This window comes from Methylobacterium sp. NMS14P (genome assembly GCF_028583545.1).
GTDB lineage: Bacteria > Pseudomonadota > Alphaproteobacteria > Rhizobiales > Beijerinckiaceae > Methylobacterium.
Genome location: NZ_CP087106.1, coordinates 19255 through 34458 on the forward strand (window position 1 = coordinate 19255; position 15204 = coordinate 34458).

The 15204-nt window shown below is 70.4% G+C and carries 17 protein-coding genes; 4 read left to right on the forward strand and 13 right to left on the reverse strand.

The window, feature by feature from the left end; all coding sequences use genetic code 11:
- Positions 1-7: 7 nt before the first annotated feature.
- Both tgt and queA read right to left on the reverse strand, forming a co-directional pair.
- A complete protein-coding gene (gene tgt, locus LOK46_RS00085) occupies positions 8-1144 on the reverse strand; it encodes a tRNA guanosine(34) transglycosylase Tgt (protein WP_273561910.1) in 1137 nt (378 codons plus the stop codon).
- A complete protein-coding gene (queA, locus tag LOK46_RS00090; protein ID WP_273561911.1) occupies positions 1141-2205 on the reverse strand; it encodes a tRNA preQ1(34) S-adenosylmethionine ribosyltransferase-isomerase QueA in 1065 nt (354 codons plus the stop codon). The genes tgt and queA overlap by 4 nt, the downstream gene beginning before the upstream one ends.
- A gap of 98 nt (positions 2206-2303) precedes the next feature.
- On the opposite strand from queA, the gene LOK46_RS00095 reads away from it, so the two are divergent.
- From LOK46_RS00095 to LOK46_RS00105, 3 genes are all read left to right on the forward strand, one after another.
- The gene (locus LOK46_RS00095; RefSeq protein WP_273561912.1) at positions 2304-2561 is read left to right on the forward strand and encodes a hypothetical protein; all 258 of its coding nucleotides are present in this window, start codon (positions 2304-2306) and stop codon (positions 2559-2561) included.
- Entirely contained in the window at positions 2558-2776 is a 219-nt protein-coding gene (locus LOK46_RS00100) for a hypothetical protein (protein ID WP_273561913.1), read from the forward strand. The genes LOK46_RS00095 and LOK46_RS00100 overlap by 4 nt, the downstream gene beginning before the upstream one ends.
- 97 nt (positions 2777-2873) lie before the next feature.
- Complete coding sequence (locus LOK46_RS00105) at positions 2874-3761, forward strand: cation diffusion facilitator family transporter (protein ID WP_273561914.1); 888 nt, start codon at positions 2874-2876, stop codon at positions 3759-3761.
- 9 nt (positions 3762-3770) lie between these two features.
- On the opposite strand, the gene LOK46_RS00110 is transcribed toward LOK46_RS00105, so the two are convergent.
- The 10 genes from LOK46_RS00110 to coxB form a co-directional block, all read right to left on the reverse strand.
- The gene (locus LOK46_RS00110; protein WP_273561915.1) at positions 3771-5027 is read right to left on the reverse strand and encodes an SfnB family sulfur acquisition oxidoreductase; all 1257 of its coding nucleotides are present in this window, start codon (positions 5025-5027) and stop codon (positions 3771-3773) included.
- Between the two features lie 42 nt (positions 5028-5069).
- On the reverse strand, positions 5070-6185 hold the full coding sequence (sfnG, locus tag LOK46_RS00115) for a dimethylsulfone monooxygenase SfnG (protein ID WP_273561916.1): 1116 nt from the start codon (positions 6183-6185) through the stop codon (positions 5070-5072).
- 212 nt (positions 6186-6397) lie between these two features.
- Positions 6398-7162: an SURF1 family protein gene (locus tag LOK46_RS00120; protein ID WP_273561917.1), complete on the reverse strand. Its 765-nt coding sequence runs from the start codon at positions 7160-7162 to the stop codon at positions 6398-6400.
- A complete protein-coding gene (locus tag LOK46_RS00125; RefSeq protein ID WP_273561918.1) occupies positions 7159-7569 on the reverse strand; it encodes a DUF983 domain-containing protein in 411 nt (136 codons plus the stop codon). Before LOK46_RS00125 ends, LOK46_RS00120 begins: the two co-directional genes overlap by 4 nt.
- A gap of 115 nt (positions 7570-7684) precedes the next feature.
- Positions 7685-8548, reverse strand: a complete 864-nt coding sequence (locus LOK46_RS00130; protein ID WP_273561919.1) for a cytochrome c oxidase subunit 3 — start codon at positions 8546-8548, stop codon at positions 7685-7687.
- Positions 8549-8695: 147 nt separating this feature from the next.
- Positions 8696-9307, reverse strand: a complete 612-nt coding sequence (locus LOK46_RS00135; RefSeq protein WP_273561920.1) for a cytochrome c oxidase assembly protein — start codon at positions 9305-9307, stop codon at positions 8696-8698.
- Positions 9308-9317: 10 nt separating this feature from the next.
- Positions 9318-9482 carry a hypothetical protein gene (locus tag LOK46_RS00140; protein WP_273561921.1) on the reverse strand — a complete coding sequence of 55 codons (165 nt, stop codon included), beginning with the start codon at positions 9480-9482 and terminating at the stop codon, positions 9318-9320.
- 5 nt (positions 9483-9487) lie between these two features.
- Entirely contained in the window at positions 9488-10438 is a 951-nt protein-coding gene (locus LOK46_RS00145; protein ID WP_273561922.1) for a heme o synthase, read from the reverse strand.
- A 215-nt stretch (positions 10439-10653) separates the two neighbouring features.
- On the reverse strand, positions 10654-12282 hold the full coding sequence (ctaD, locus tag LOK46_RS00150) for a cytochrome c oxidase subunit I (RefSeq protein WP_273561923.1): 1629 nt from the start codon (positions 12280-12282) through the stop codon (positions 10654-10656).
- Between the two features lie 50 nt (positions 12283-12332).
- Positions 12333-13172 (reverse strand): cytochrome c oxidase subunit II, encoded by an 840-nt coding sequence (coxB, locus tag LOK46_RS00155; RefSeq protein WP_273561924.1) that lies wholly within the window; start codon positions 13170-13172, stop codon positions 12333-12335.
- 300 nt (positions 13173-13472) lie between these two features.
- Between coxB and fdhD the strand changes: the two genes are divergently transcribed.
- On the forward strand, positions 13473-14315 hold the full coding sequence (gene fdhD / locus LOK46_RS00160; RefSeq protein ID WP_443192853.1) for a formate dehydrogenase accessory sulfurtransferase FdhD: 843 nt from the start codon (positions 13473-13475) through the stop codon (positions 14313-14315).
- A gap of 23 nt (positions 14316-14338) precedes the next feature.
- On the opposite strand, the gene LOK46_RS00165 is transcribed toward fdhD, so the two are convergent.
- Positions 14339-15100: a hypothetical protein gene (locus LOK46_RS00165; RefSeq protein ID WP_273561925.1), complete on the reverse strand. Its 762-nt coding sequence runs from the start codon at positions 15098-15100 to the stop codon at positions 14339-14341.
- Positions 15101-15204: the final 104 nt, after the last annotated feature.

Here is a 15204-nt window from a genome sequence, read left to right on the forward strand (position 1 = left end):
CGCCCGGTCAGGCGGCGGCGCGCTCGGCGCTCGCCCAGCCCGCGCGGGTCTCGGCGCAGTAATCCGCGTAGCGACCGTCCCGGACCGCCGCGCGGGCGCCGGCCATCAGGTCCTGGTAGTAGGCGAGGTTGTTCCAGGTCAGCAGCATCATCCCGAGGATCTCGTTCGAGCGCACGAGGTGATGCAGGTAGGCCCGTGAATAGTCCCGCGCGGCCGGACAGGTCGAGGCCTCGTCGAGCGGCGCGGTGACCTCGGCGTGGCGCGCATTGCGCAGGTTGACCCGTCCGTGGCGCGTGTAGGCGAGGCCGTGGCGGCCGGCGCGGGTCGGCATCACGCAGTCGAACATGTCGATGCCCCGGGCGACGGCGCCCAGGATGTCGTCCGGCGTCCCGACGCCCATCAGGTAGCGGGGCTTCGCCGCCGGCAGGTGCGGCTCCACAGTCTCGATCATGGCGAACATGACCGCCTGGGGCTCGCCCACGGCGAGGCCGCCCACCGCGTAGCCCTTGAGATCGAGATCCGTCAGCGCGCGGGCGCTCTCGACGCGCAGGGACGGCACGTCGCCGCCCTGGACGATGCCGAACAGGGCCCGCCCGGGCTGCTCGCCGAACGCGACGCGGCAGCGCTCGGCCCAGCGCAGGGACAGGTGCATGGCCTTCTCGATGGCCGCGTGGTCCGCCGGCAGGCGGACGCACTCGTCGAGCTGCATCTGGATGTCGGAGCCGAGCAGCCCCTGGATCTCGATGGAGCGCTCCGGGCTCATGTGGTGGGCAGTGCCGTCGATGTGCGAGCGGAAGGTCACGCCCTGCTCGTCGATCTTCCGCAGGGCGGAGAGCGACATCACCTGGAAGCCGCCGGAATCCGTCAGGATCGGCCGGTCCCAGTTCATGAAGCGGTGCAGGCCGCCGAGCCTGGCCATGCGCTCAGGGCCGGGGCGCAGCATCAGGTGGTAGGTGTTGCCCAGAACCACGTCGGCGCCGAGGTCGCGGACCTGGCCGGGATACATGGCCTTGACGGTCGCGGCGGTGCCCACCGGCATGAAGGCCGGAGTCCGGATCTCGCCGCGCGGCGTCGCGATCACGCCGGTGCGGGCGGTGCCGTCCCGGGCCAGCAGGTCGAAGCGGAAGGAAGCGCTGTCGGTCATGGAGTGTCCGCGCGCGGGCCCGGGAACAGCAGGCTGGCGTCGCCGTAGGAGTAGAATCGATACCCGGCGCCGATCGCGTGCGCGTACGCCGCGCGCATCGTCTCGAGGCCGGAGAAGGCCGAGACCAGCATGAACAGCGTCGAGCGCGGCAGGTGGAAGTTGGTCACGAGGGCGTCGACCGCGCGGAACCGGTAGCCCGGCGTGATGAAGATCTCGGTCGGTCCCGAGAAGGGCGCGAGCGTCCCGTCCGGCCGGGCCGCGCTCTCCAGCAGGCGCAGCGCCGTGGTCCCGACCGCGACGACGCGGCCGCCCGCGGCCCGCGCGGCGTTCAGGGCCTCGGCCGTGGCGGCGTCGAGGATGCCGATCTCCGCGTGCATGCGGTGCGCCTCGGTGTCCTCGGCCTTGACCGGCAGGAAGGTCCCGGCGCCGACATGCAGCGTGACGTGGTGGCGCCGCAGACCGGCGGCGTCGAGATCGGCCAGCAGCGCGTCGGAGAAGTGCAGGCCGGCCGTCGGGGCCGCCACCGCCCCCGGATGGCGGGCGTAGACCGTCTGGTAATCCGTGGCGTCGCGGGCATCCGTGGCGCGCTTGCCGGCGATGTAGGGGGGCAACGGCAGGGCGCCCTCCGCGGCGATGGCCGCATCGAGCTCGGGCCCGGCCCGGTCGAAGGCCAGGACGATCTCGCCGGCCTCGGCCTTCTCCAGAACTGCCGCCGACAGGGCGCCGAAGCGCAGCGCGTCGCCCGCGGCGAGCCGCTTGGCCGGACGCGCGAAGGCGCGCCAGCGGTCGGGGGCCTCGCGCAGATGGAGCATCACCTCCGTGCGCTGACCGGGCGCGCCAGGGCGGGTGCGCACGCCGTTCAGCCGGGCGGGGATCACCCGCGTGTCGTTGAAAACCAGGGCGTCGCCGGCTCGGAGCGCGTCGGGCAGGTCGCGCACGGTCCGGTCGGCCAACGGCGCGCCCGGGCGGACCACGAGCATCCGCCCGGCGTCGCGCGGCTCGGCCGGGCGCAGGGCGATGCTGGTCTCCGGCAGCTCGAAATCGAAGAGGTCCACGCGCATCGCCGGCTGCCTGCACCGAACGCCACGCGGATTCAACCGCGGAACCGCCGGGGAGCGCGTCCGTTTTCCGCGTCACCGAGACGCGAGGCCCCCGATCCATGCCCTGGTACGCCGTTCGCCCCCGTGACGCCGCCGATCCCCGCTGGCCGCTGCCTGGCACGCCCGAGATCGTGCTGAAGGCCGAGGATCCCGACACCGCCCGCGCGAAGTTCGAATCGGCCTACCCGAGCCAGCCCTTCGGCAGCCCCGGCGTCCCGGTTCCGGATACCGGTGCCGGCAGCTTCCGCGGCGATCCCGACGCGCTCGTCGTGGCCGAGACGGGCGAGCCGCCCGCGTCGCGGGAGCGCGAGGCGTGACGCCCCGCGCGCGCGCCCGGCGGGTCACCCTCGACGGGCAGCTCCTCGGGTACTGGGAGCGCGAGGCCGCCCGGCTGGAAACCCTCGCCGCCGCGGCACGCTTCGCCTGGCAGCGCCGTCGCTACCTGCGCAAGGCGGAGGCCGCGCGCGCCAAGGCGGAGCCGAGCCGGCTCCGCGAGGCCGCCCGGGGCCAGGGCGACGCCTCGGAGACTTAGCCGCGGCTAACACATTTTCGACGGCGTCGAACCTTTGCCGTGGCCTTGGCCGTGGCCGGTGCCGTATGGGCGCGGCGTCACCCCAACGGCGCGCACCATGGACCGCACCCAGAAAGCTGCCCTCTTCAGCGCGGGCATTGGCCTCGCCGTCACGGCGATGAAGTTCTACGCGGCGTGGCTCACCGGCAGCCTCGCCCTGTACTCCGACGCGCTGGAGAGCATCATCAACGTGGTCGCCGCGGTGGGCGCCTTCGTGGCCCTGCGGGTCGCCGCGCGCCCGGCGGACGAGGACCATCCCTACGGTCACCACAAGGCCGAGTTCTTCTCGGCGGTGATCGAGGGCGCGCTGATCGTCGTGGCGGCGCTGCTGATCCTGCGGGAATCCTATTTCGGTCTGCTCGCGCCGAAGGCCCTCGACGCGCCCGCGGTCGGCCTCGCGATCAACTTCGCGGCCGGGATCGTCAACGCGGTCTGGGCGGCGGCGCTGATGCGCTGGGGCCGGCGGTGGCGGTCGCCGGCCCTGATCGCCGACGCGCGCCACGTCTTCGCCGACGTCGTTACATCCTGCGGCGTCCTCGCCGGCGTCGGCGCCGTGGTGCTGACGGGCTACCCCGTCCTCGACCCCGTGGTGGCCGGTCTGGTCGCCATGAACATCCTGTGGTCCGGCTTCCGCATGGTGCGGGAATCGGTGGACGGCCTCATGGACCGGGCCGCCCCGGCCGAGATGGTCAGCCAGATCCGGTCGCTCATCTCCCAGCACGGCGAGGGCGCGCTGGAGGCGCACGACGTGCGGACCCGCTCCGCCGGTCAGGCGACCTTCATCGATTTCCACCTCGTCGTCCCCGGCGCGATGACCGTCGAGGATTCCCACGCGATCTGCGACCGGCTCGAGACGGCCCTAGAGACGACGATCCCCGGGGCGGTGGTGACCATCCATGTCGAGCCCGGCGAGGAGGCCAAGGCGCGGGGATTGCCGGTGCTGTAGCGCCGCCGGTCAGCTCCAGGCGTGGAGCGGCGGATTCACGCCGTTGAGGGCGTGGTTGCCGACGATCGCGTACTTCCAGCGGACCGGGTCGTGCAGCGTGTGCGTGCGCGCGTTCCGCCAGTGACGGTCGAGATTCTCGGCTGCCAGGGTCGAGCGGGTGCCCGACAGCTCGAACAGCTTGTTCGACGCCGCCAGGGCGACCTCGGTCGTCAGCACCTTCGCCTCGGCGACGGCGATCTGCGCCGCCGCGACCGTCTCGGCGTCGGGCCGCGCGACGGCGGTGTCGAGGATGTGACCGGCGCGGTCGAGGAGCGCCTCGGCGGCGTGCTGCCGGATGGTCAGGTCGCCGATCGCCTGGATCGTGTAGGGATCGTCGGCGGCCCGCTCCAGCCCGCTGTCGATCCAGGGGCGGGCCTTCTCGCGGACGAAGCCGATGGTGTCGTCCAGGGCCTCGCGGCCGATCCCGGCATCGACCGCCGCCTGGATGATCTGGAATACGGCGCCGTCGGCGGTGGGCGCAGCGTAGCCCTTCCAGGCGGGCACCAGATGGGACTTGGGCACGCGCACGTCGTCGATCAGCACCGTCCCGCTCGCCGTGCCCCGCTGGCCGAAGCTCGACCAGTCGTCGATCACCGTGAGGCCGGGCGCGTCCCGCTCGGCGATGGCGTACCACGCCCGCCCTTCCTCATCGAGGGCGACGATCGGCACGAGATGCGCGAGGAGGGCGCCGGTCGCGTAGAATTTCCGGCCCCGCACCACGACGTGGTCGCCGTGATCGGTGAAGCGGGTTTCGAAATCGGCCGCCCGCTTGGTGCCGCGCTCCGAGAAGGCGTTGCCGAACCGCGTTCCGCGCAGAACCTCGCCGAACAGCAGGTGCTTCTGCGCCTCGTCCGACACCGTCCGGATGGCCGCCAGGATGCCGAGATGGTTCTGGGCGATCTGCGCGATGGCGGGATCGGCGGCCGCCACGATGGCGATGACCTGCGCGAGGGTCCGGTACGAGACCTCGGGGCCGCCATAGGCCCGCGGCACGTTGATCGACCAGAGGCCGCTCTGCGAGAAGGCGTCGAGCTCCGCCAGCGGCCGCACGGCGTGGCGGTCCCGTTCCGACGCGCCGGCCCGGAACTCGGCCGCCAGCCGGTGAGCCACGGCCAGCGCCTCGGCATCGTCACGGATCACGTGGGCGGGGGAGGGCGGCCGCGCGGGGCCGGGGGCGCCCGGGCGGCGCTCCGGCTCGAGCGTGCGCGCATCGACGGCGATGTTCATGGCTCACTCCGGTCAGGCATGGTTTGATCGAGGGGGCGGCGCTCAGGCGGCCTCGGCACGCCGGCCGCGGGCGGCCTCGAGGGCGCGGACCCGCGGGATCACGTGCGCGCCGAAATACGCGACGTCCTCGTGGAAATGCAGGAAGGCCAGCAGGGCGAGGTCGGCACCGGCATCCTTCAGCGCGAGGATGCGCTCGGCGATCTGGTCGGGCGTGCCGATCAGGTTGGTCTTGAACCCGTCGTTGTACTGGACCAGGTCCTCGAAGCTCGACTTCGCCCAGTTGCCTTCCCCTTCCGGAGACGCCTTGCCGGCGTTCTTCACCTCGTGGCCGAAGGCCTTCACGGCGTCCGGATCGGCGTGGTCGATGATCTCCTGAAGGACGGCGCGGGCCTCCTCCTCGGTGTCGCGGGCGATCACGAAGGCGTTGACGCCGATCCGGGGATGGTTGCCGGTCTGGGCCGCCTTGGCGCGGATGTCGTCGACCTGGGCGCGGATCGTCTCCGGGGTGCCGCCGTTGGTGAAGTACCAGTCCGAGACGCGGGCGGCCATGTCACGCGCGGCGCGCGACGAGCCGCCCTGGAAGATCTCCGGCAGCGGCTGGGCGGGCTTCGGCTTCAGCGTGTAGTCGCTGTAGCGGTAGAAGTCGCCGCGGAAGGTGAAATTGTCCTGCGTCCAGATCCCGCGCAGGCTGCGGATGAACTCCTCCGATCGGCGGTAACGCTCGTCGTGGTCGAGCCAGGGCTCGCCGATCGCCCGGAACTCGCCCGAGAACCAGCCCGACACGATGTTCACCGCGATGCGACCTTCGGTGAGCTGGGAGATCGTGGCGATCTGCTTGGCGGCGAGCGTGGGATGCCACGGCCCGGGCAGGAGGGCGGCGATCACCTTGAGCTTGGTGGTCGCTGCCAGCAGGGCGTGGCTGAAGGCGACCGATTCGTGCTGGTACTCGGCGCCGTAGCCCGCGGTGAACCGGATCTGGGTCAGCCCGTAATCGAACCCCGCCTCCTCGGCGATCTGGGCCAGCTTCCGATTGTACTCGGCGTCCCAGCTCGTGCGCTGGGGGATCTTGCTGATGACAAGCCCCCCGGAGACGTTGGGCACCCAGTAGGCGAAGCGGATCGGCTCGCGCGCCGCCGCGTCGTCGAAATGGCTGGTCATCCGGCGTTACCTCAGTTGCACGGCGGTCCGGCGCCGTGTCGTCTTCGGAAGATCGCCGCGAACTGAATACACTATGCAGAACGCGGCCGATCGCTCAAGAACACAGAAAGTATTCCGGGGCGACGACCGTCGGTCAAAGGAACGGGTTGCCGTTTTTCGGCCGATCTCGGCGAGACTTTTCTTCGCCGAGATCGTCAGCGCGCGGCTTTATCCTAGGCGGCACGGGTCGCGGGCGAATCGTGCAGGCGCCGCCACGCGAAGACCGAGAACACGCCGATCAGGCAGGCGGCCAGGCCGAACCACGTGAATGCGTATTGCAGGTGGTTGTTCGGCAGGTCGACCCGCAGCTGACCGCCGCGCGGCCAGCTCGTCTGTCCGGGCACGGCGTCGGCCTCGATCAGGTAGGGCTCGACCGTCCCGAGACCGCGCGCCGCCGCGATGCCGGCGATATCCCGGTTGAACCACTCCCCGCGGGCGGGATCCGGCTCCGGAACGAACATCCCGCGGGGCTCGCTCGCGCGGAGAATGCCGGTCACCGTCGTCGGCCCGTCGATCACGCCATCCCGGCGATCGCCCTGCGCCTTCAGCTCCGTGGGAACGAAGCCCCGGTTGACCAGCACGACGCTGCCGTCTTCCCGGCGGAACGGCGTGAGCACGTAGTAGCCCTGCAGGGCCCGGCCCGGGGTCTCGCCGGGCGCCAGTCCGTGGACGAGGGTCTCCCGGTCGTTGAGGAACTGACCGGTGACCCGGACATGCCGGAACTCGTCGCGTGCCGGATCCCAGGCCGCCGCGGCCGGCGGCGCCACCGGCTCGGCGCGGCTCTGACGCACGATCCGGGCGATGAGATCCTCCTTCCAGGCCTTGCGCTCGAGCTGCCAGGTCCCGAGACCCAGCAGGATGGCCAGAGCGATCAGCGAGGCGAGTCCCGGCGCGACGAGGTCGCGCCAGGCCGCCCGGTGCGGTCCGGTCGCGGTCACGACTCGAAGCGCCCTTCCTCGGCCCGGTTGCGGAACTGCAGGGCGATCAGAAGGCCCTTGAGGGGCCGGACCAGGATCAGGCTGAGCCCGACCGAGAGCGTCAGGGCCACCAGGGCGTGGACCCAGATCGGCGGCTCGAAGGTGATCTCCAGCCACAGCGCGAGGCCGACGACGACCAGGCCGACGATCGACATCACGAAGAAGGCCGGCCCGTCCGCCGAGTCGAAATGCGTGTAGTCCAGGCCGCACGCCTCGCAGGACGGGCGCAGGCTCAGGAAGCCCTTGAATAGGTGCCCCTCGCCGCAGCGCGGGCACCGGCCGCGCAAGCCGGTGGGGATCGGGGGCGGCGGCGAGTAGGTTCGGTCGTCCACGGGCACACTCCAGACCTGTTCCGCGCGGGCCCCCATCGCCCCGCGCCCGGGCCGTCCGCTTCGATATGGGGATCGCGCGGCGTCGGAAATGCAAAAGGGCGGCCTGAGCCGCCCTTCGCAGGTCCGCCATGCAGCGGCAAGATGGTCCCGCTCAGTGAGCGCCGCCGCCGTGGAAGACGCCCGAGCCCCACACGTAGATGGCGGCGAACAGGAAGAGCCACACGACATCGACGAAGTGCCAGTACCAGGCGGCGAACTCGAAGCCGAGGTGCTGGCGAGGGGTGAACTGGCCCGCGTAGACGCGGAACAGGCACACCGCCAGGAAGATCGTGCCGATGATCACGTGGGCGCCGTGGAAGCCCGTCGCCATGAAGAAGGTCGACGAGTAGATGCTGCCCGAGAACCCGAACTCGGCGTGGCTGTATTCGTAGGCCTGGCAGGCGGTGAACAGCACGCCGAGGATGATGGTCAGCCACAGGCCGTACCGGAGGCCCTTGCGGTCGCCCTCGATCAGCGCGTGGTGCGCCCAGGTCACGGTGGTGCCCGAGGTCAGCAGGATCAGCGTGTTCAGGAGCGGCAGGTGCCAGGGATCGAACGCCTCGATGCCCTTGGGCGGCCAGACACCGCCGGTGAACTCCACGCGCGAGACCTGGATCGGGTCGGCGGTGTAGAGGGCGGCCTCGAAGTAGGCCCAGAACCATGCGACGAAGAACATCACCTCGGAGGCGATGAACATCATCATGCCGTAGCGGTGGTGCAGCTGCACGACGCGGGTATGGTCGCCGGAATTCGCCTCGTGCGCGACGTCCTTCCACCACGAGTACATCGTGTAGAGGACGCCGATCGTGCCGGCCCCGAAAATGTAGGGTCCCGGGGTCAGGGTGCCGATCTGGAGGCTCTTCATCCAGAACACGGCGCCGAATGCCATGAGGAAGCCCGAAAAGGCCCCGATCAACGGCCACGGGCTCGGATTCAGGATGTGAAAGTCGTGATTCTTGGCGTGCGCCTCGGCCATCGTCCCGTCGCTCCTCACCCTCGCGCCCTGCGCCGTTCCCGGCCTTACGCTGTTCGTTGCTTGCTCTTGGCCGGGCGCGGCACGCACCACGCCCAAGCTTGCTCGCAGCTTTAGTCGGTGCGGCCCCGTGTTGTCACGGGTCCGCGATCAGAAATCGCCCTTCGTGCCCGAAGAAGACGATTTCGCCACCGTCGCCTTGACCGGCTGCCCGTTCTTGGAGGCGAAGTAGGTGTAGGACAGCGTCATCTCCGAGAGATGCGCGGTGTTCGAGTCGTCCCGCACGGCGGGATCGACGTAGAACACCACCGGCACGTCCAGTATCTCACCCGGCTGGAGCGTCTGCTCGTTGAAGCAGAAGCAGGCGATCTTGACGAAGTAGCCGCCCATCAGCCCCGGCTGAACGTTGAAGGTGGCGACCCCCGCCGAGGGCGCGCTGCCGGTGTTCTGCACCCGGAAGAAGACCGTCTTGGTCTCGCCGAGCTTCGCCTCGACGCTGCTCACCTCCGGGATGAACTTCCAGGGCAGGCCCGGCGCGACGTTCGTGTCGAAGTGGACGACCATGCTGTCGTCCGTCCGCGCCGCGGAGGCCGAGAGCGCCGGCCCCTGCCGGGGCGTGCCGTCGTAGCCCGTCGCCTTGCAGAAGGCGTCGTAGAGCGGCACCGACGCGAAGGCGAGACCGACCATGCCGACGGCGAGACCCGCACAGGCGAGGGCCGTGCGCGTCGCGGCCCGGTTCGATCCTGAAGGAGGGACTGTCATCGGTAACGCCTCAGAGCGGCCGGCTCAGGATCTGCGGTCCGAGCTTGACGATCGTCAGCACGAAGAACAGCAGGACCCAGGCACCGAGGGCCAGCGCGATCGCGATGGATCGCTTGCGGCGTCGCGCCTCCTGCTCGGGCGTGAGCGGCCGGTACTGGATCTCGGGATCCGCCATGGCGCTCAACCCAGGACCGGACGGAACAGGCCGAAGCTCTGCTCGGCCAGGAGCGCCGAGAACAGCGCGAACAGGTAGAGGATCGAGAAGCCGAACATGCCCATGGCGGCGCGCCGCTCGGCATCGCCCTCGGGGTTCCGCAGCACGCGGATGCTGAAGGCCACCATGCCGAGACCGCCCACGAGGCCGACCGCCGCGTAGACGAGGCCGCCGAAGCCGAGGGCCACCGGCACGAGACCGAGGGGCGCGAGGAGCAGCGAGTACCACACGATCTGGCGGCGGGTGGAGGCCGGGCCGGCGACGTTCGGCATCATCGGGATGCCGGCGCGGGCGTACTCGTCGGCCTTGATCAGGGCGAGCGCCCAGAAGTGCGGCGGCGTCCAGATGAAGATGATGGCGAACAGGATCAGCGACTCGATGCCGATCGACCCGGTCACCACCGCCTGGCCGATCACCGGCGGCAGGGCGCCCGCGGCGCCGCCGATGACGATGTTCTGCGCGGTCGCCCGCTTCAGCCACATCGAGTAGACCACCGCGTAGAACACGATGGTGAAGGCGAGGAGCGCGGCGGCCAGGAGATTGGCGGCGAGCCCGAGCACGACCACCGAGGCGACCGAGAGGAACAGCCCGAAGCCCAGCGCCTCCTCGGAGGTGATCCGGCCCGACGGGATCGGCCGGGTGGCGGTCCGGCTCATGACCGCGTCGATGTCCGCGTCCCACCACATGTTGAGGCAGCCGGAGGCTCCGGCGCCGACCGCGATGGCGAGGAGCGAGATCACGCCGATGGCCGGCTGCACGTGGCCCTGCGAGACCACCATCCCGACCAGCGCCGTGAAGATCACGAGGACCATCACCCGCGGCTTGAGCAGGGCGAAGTAGTCCGGAACGTCGCCGCCAGCGGTCGTGAGGGCGGGGGCCGGAACGTCCGGTCCGATCGTGTTCGTCAGGCTCGTCATCGCGTCTGCCGCTGCTGTATCGGCGCCCGGCCGCGCGCGTCACGGCCGAGTCGTGTCTCGAATTCGACGTGTTCCAAGGATCGGCGTGAGCGGGGCCCAGGAAGTCTCCCTCGGCCCGTGCGGATCGCCCTCATCGCTCGCCCTTGCCGGGAGGTCGGCCGACCGGCCTCCGGGGAAGGGCGAGGGCCGCGGTCGCGGCCCTCGCGGGATGTCTATCAGTGCGCGCCCGGCTCGTCGACGATGCGGGGCAGCGTCTCGAACTGGTGGAACGGGGGCGGGGAGGAGAGCGTCCACTCGAGGGTGGTGGCGCCTTCGCCCCACGGGTTGTCCGCGGCCCGCTCCTTCGAGCGGAAGGCGAGGATCACGCCGATCACGAACACGAACATGCCGAGCGCGAAGATGTGGCCGCCGTAGGTCGACACCTTGTGCCACTGGGCGAACGCGTCCGGGTAATCGGCGTAGCGGCGCGGCATGCCGGCGAGGCCCAGGAAGTGCATCGGGAAGAACAGGACGTTCGCGCCGATGAAGGCCAGCCAGAAGTGCAGCTTGCCGGCCCACTCGGGGATGATGTGGCCGGTCATCTTCGGGAACCAGTAGTAGACACCGGCGAAGATGATGAACACGGCCCCGAGGGACAGCACGTAGTGGAAGTGCGCGACCACGTAGTAGGTGTCGTGCAGGTACTTATCGACCGCCGAGTTGGCGAGCACGACGCCGGTGACGCCGCCGACGGTGAAGAGGAAGATGAAGCCCACAGCCCAGTGCATCGCGGCGGTGAAGCGGATGGAGCCGCCCCACATGGTGGCGATCCACGAGAAGATCTTCACGCCGGTCGGGACCGCGATCACCATCGTGGCGAACACGAAGTAGGACTGCGTCTGCAGCGACAGGCCGACCGTGTACATGTGGTGCGCCCACACGACGAAGCCGACGACGCCGATCGCCACCATGGCGTAGGCCATCGCGAGGTAGCCGAAGACCGGCTTGCGCGAGAAGGTGGCGATGATGTGCGACACGATGCCGAAGGCCGGCAGGATCATGATGTACACTTCGGGGTGACCGAAGAACCAGAACAGGTGCTGGTACAGGATCGGGTCACCGCCGCCGGCCGGGTCGAAGAAGGTCGTACCGAAGTTGCGGTCGGTCAGCAGCATCGTGATGGCGCCCGCGAGCACCGGCAGCGAGAGCAGCAGCAGGAACGCGGTCACCAGCTCGGCCCAGGCGAAGAGCGGCATCTTGTGCAGCGTCATGCCCGGGGCGCGCATGTTCAGGATCGTGGTGATGAAGTTGATCGCGCCGAGGATCGAGCCCGCGCCCGAGAGGTGCAGGGCGAAGATCGCGAAGTCGACGGCCGGGCCGGGATGGCCGGCGGTCGAGAGCGGCGGGTAGACGGTCCAGCCGGTGCCGGCGCCGGACGCGCCGGGCGCGCCCTCGACGAACAGCGAGCAGAGCAGGGAGCAGAAGCCCGCCACCGTCAGCCAGAACGAGATGTTGTTCATGCGCGGGAACGCCATGTCGGGCGCTCCGATCATGAGGGGCACGAACCAGTTGCCGAAGCCGCCGATCAGCGCCGGCATCACCATGAAGAACACCATGATGAGCCCGTGGCCCGTGACGAACACGTTGTAGGTCGCGGGGTTCGAGAAGTACTGCAGGCCGGGCGCCTCCATCTCCATCCGGATGCCGAAGGAGAGGAACGCGCCGATGATTCCGGCGCAGAAGGCGAACAGCAGGTAGAGGGTGCCGATGTCCTTGTGGTTCGTCGACAGGAACCAGCGGGCGAAGAACGACGGCTTGTGGTCGTGGACCTCGTGGGCCTCGGCATGGGCTGCGGCTGTAGCCATGGATTCGGGTGCCTTGTGGATCTGATGGGTTCGGATGGGTCAGCCGGGGCTCAGCGCGCCTCGGCGACGCTCGTGCCGTTGTCGATGCGGGCGTACTTGGTCTTCGCCTCCTTCAGCCAGTCGGCGTAGGCCTGCTCGCTGACCACGCGGACCACGATGGGCATGTAGGCGTGGCGCTGGCCGCACAGCTCGGAGCACTGGCCGTGGAACGTGCCCTCCTTGTCGGCCTTGAACCACATCTGGTTCAGGCGACCGGGGACGGCGTCGATCTTGAAGCCGAAGGCCGGCATTGCCCAGGAATGCAGCACGTCGGCGGCGGTGACCTGGATCTTCACGATCTTGTTGACCGGGACGACCATCTCGTTGTCGGTCTGGAGCAGGCGCGGCTGCTTGTCCTCGTCGATGTTGGCATCGAACGTGAAGCCGCCGCCGGCCTCGGTCTGCGGGTACTCGTACGACCAGTACCAGGCATGGCCGATGACCTTGACGATCATGTCGGCCTTCGGATCCGAGAGCTGCGTGCGCAGCAGGCGGAAGGAGGGGATCGCCACGGCGACCAGGATCAGCACCGGCACGATCGTCCAGGCGATCTCGATGGCGGTGTTGTGCGTAGTGCGCGAGGGCGTCGGGTTCCGCTTCTCGCCGAAGCGGTAGACGCACCAGAGGATGAGCCCGAGGACGAACACCGAGATGGCGAGGGACAGCCAGTGCAGGCCGATCTCGAAGTTCAGGATGTCGCGCGCGTTCTCGGTGACCGGGATCTGCCGGTCCATCTCCCACGGCACGGGCTGACCGAAGCCCGCGGCCTGCGCGCCGGATATCGGGAAGAGCGAGGCGCCGAGAGCGGCGAGGCTCCAGAGTGACCGGTTGATCGTCCGCACCGTCCGCATCTGCCTCTCGTGGCTCCCCTGAACTGTCTGGCTGCCGCCGGACCTTCCCGTCTTGAACGCGTGCGGGATTGTACCGACGTGACGGAGTACCGGTTGTGTCACCCGGCATTATCCGACCGGCGCTTCAGACCACAAGGGCCGGCCCGGTGCAACCGCACAAGCGTCGCATCGCGCGCTTTCCAGCCAGTTGACGGCGCCTCGTGGCGTCGGCGCACTAGGGGGCGGCGAAATCGTTCCCTGTCGCGTCGCGGTGGGGATGACGCGTCGCGACGCGTTCGTGTCACGCCTGCGGAGTTCACGATGTCCACGGAAACCGGCTGCTCCACCTCAGGTCCGCTGCCCTGCGCGGTGCCGGCGCCGATGCAGGTGATGGCCTACACGGGTTCGGCGCCGAGGCCGGACACCCGGGCGCTGGCCGTCGAAGCGCCGGTCAACCTCGTCTACGGCAGCGTGCCGCACGCCGTGATGATGGCGACGCCGGCCGACCTCGAGGATTTCGCCTACGGCTTCAGCCTGACGGAGGGAATCGTGGACAGCGCGGAGGAGATCCGCGCGACCCGGGTGGAGGCGGGGTCGGACGGCCTCCGCCTCCACGTCGATCTCGCGCCGGGACGGCTCCGCGAGCATCTGGCGCGCAAGCGCGCCATCAGCGGCCGGACCGGCTGCGGGGTCTGCGGGATCGAGGACCTGGCGCAGCTGCCGCGGGCCGGGGGGCGGGCGGACCCCGATGTCCGGGTCGCGCTGCCGGCCATCGCGCGCGCCCTGGCGGATCTCGACAGCGCCCAGCGCCTCGGCGCGGAGACCCGCGCGGTCCACGCCGCCGCCTGGGCTCGCCTCGACGGCGGTCTCGCGGCTGTGCGCGAGGATGTCGGCCGCCACAACGCCCTGGACAAGCTGATCGGCGCTCTGTTGCGGTCGGGCACGCCCGCGGAAGCGGGCTTCCTCGTCATCACCAGCCGCTGCTCGTTCGAGATGGTCGAGAAGGCCGCGCGCCTCGGGGCGGCCGTCATCGTCGCCATCTCGGCGCCGACGTCCCTGGCCCTCGACCGCGCCCGCGCCTACGGCATGACGCTCTGCGCCATCGCGCGGGCCGACACGGTCACGGTGTTCACGGGTGCCGAGCGGCTGACCGACGGCGCGTGACGTGCCCGCCCGGGCCTCCGGGACTACTCGGCCTGGCCCGGGACGACGGTCGCGCCGCCGATCACCCGGACCGGCTTCCTGTCGGTGGGCGGATCCTTCCAATCCTTCGCGGCCGGCTTCGCCGTCTCGGCCACGGCGGGGGCGGCCGGCTTCGTCGACGCGGCGGACGGCGGCGCGGGAGCCGCGGAGGGGGTCTTCTCGATCGACGCCGCCCTGGTCTCGGGCGCCGGTCCGGCACTCGGATCCGCCTTGGCCGTGTCGGCCGGCGGGAGCTTGGGGGCCGGTGCGTCGGGAGAGGTGTGGGGCGTCGGCTTCGACTCCGGAGTCCGGGCGAGCGCCCCGCGCGCGACTCTCTTCGCCGGAGCGGTCCGGGCGACGTTGTCGGGATTCACGCCGTCCGGATTGGCCTCCGGCCGCAGCGCCTCGCTGGCCGGCCGGCGCTGCGGCCGCGCCACCGGGCCGTCCTCGGACGGGACGGGACGCATCGCGCGGCGAGGCACGACCTCGTCCTCGGTCCATCCGAAGCCCGGTCCGGGGCGCTCCAGCCGCGCGACAGTCTCGGGGGCGCCGATCGGGCGGCGGCCCACGATCGCGCCTGTCATGGGATCGACGAACAGTCGGACGGGGGCGCCGGAGGGACCGACGGCGTCGACCACGTAGACGCGCCCCTCGAAGCGCGGGCGGCTCAGGCCGCTGAACCCGCGGTCGGCGAGGCGCCAAGCCACGACCCGGGGCGGCAGGACCTCTTCCTCGAACGCGAATTGCGCTCGCGCGCCGCTCGACATCCCCAAGAGAGCCAGCGCCGATAGCAGAGCGGCGCGAAGCGTCCGGCTCATCGGGCGTAGGGGGCGCGCAGCGGCTCTGCTCGTCATCGTCACTCTTGTGCGTT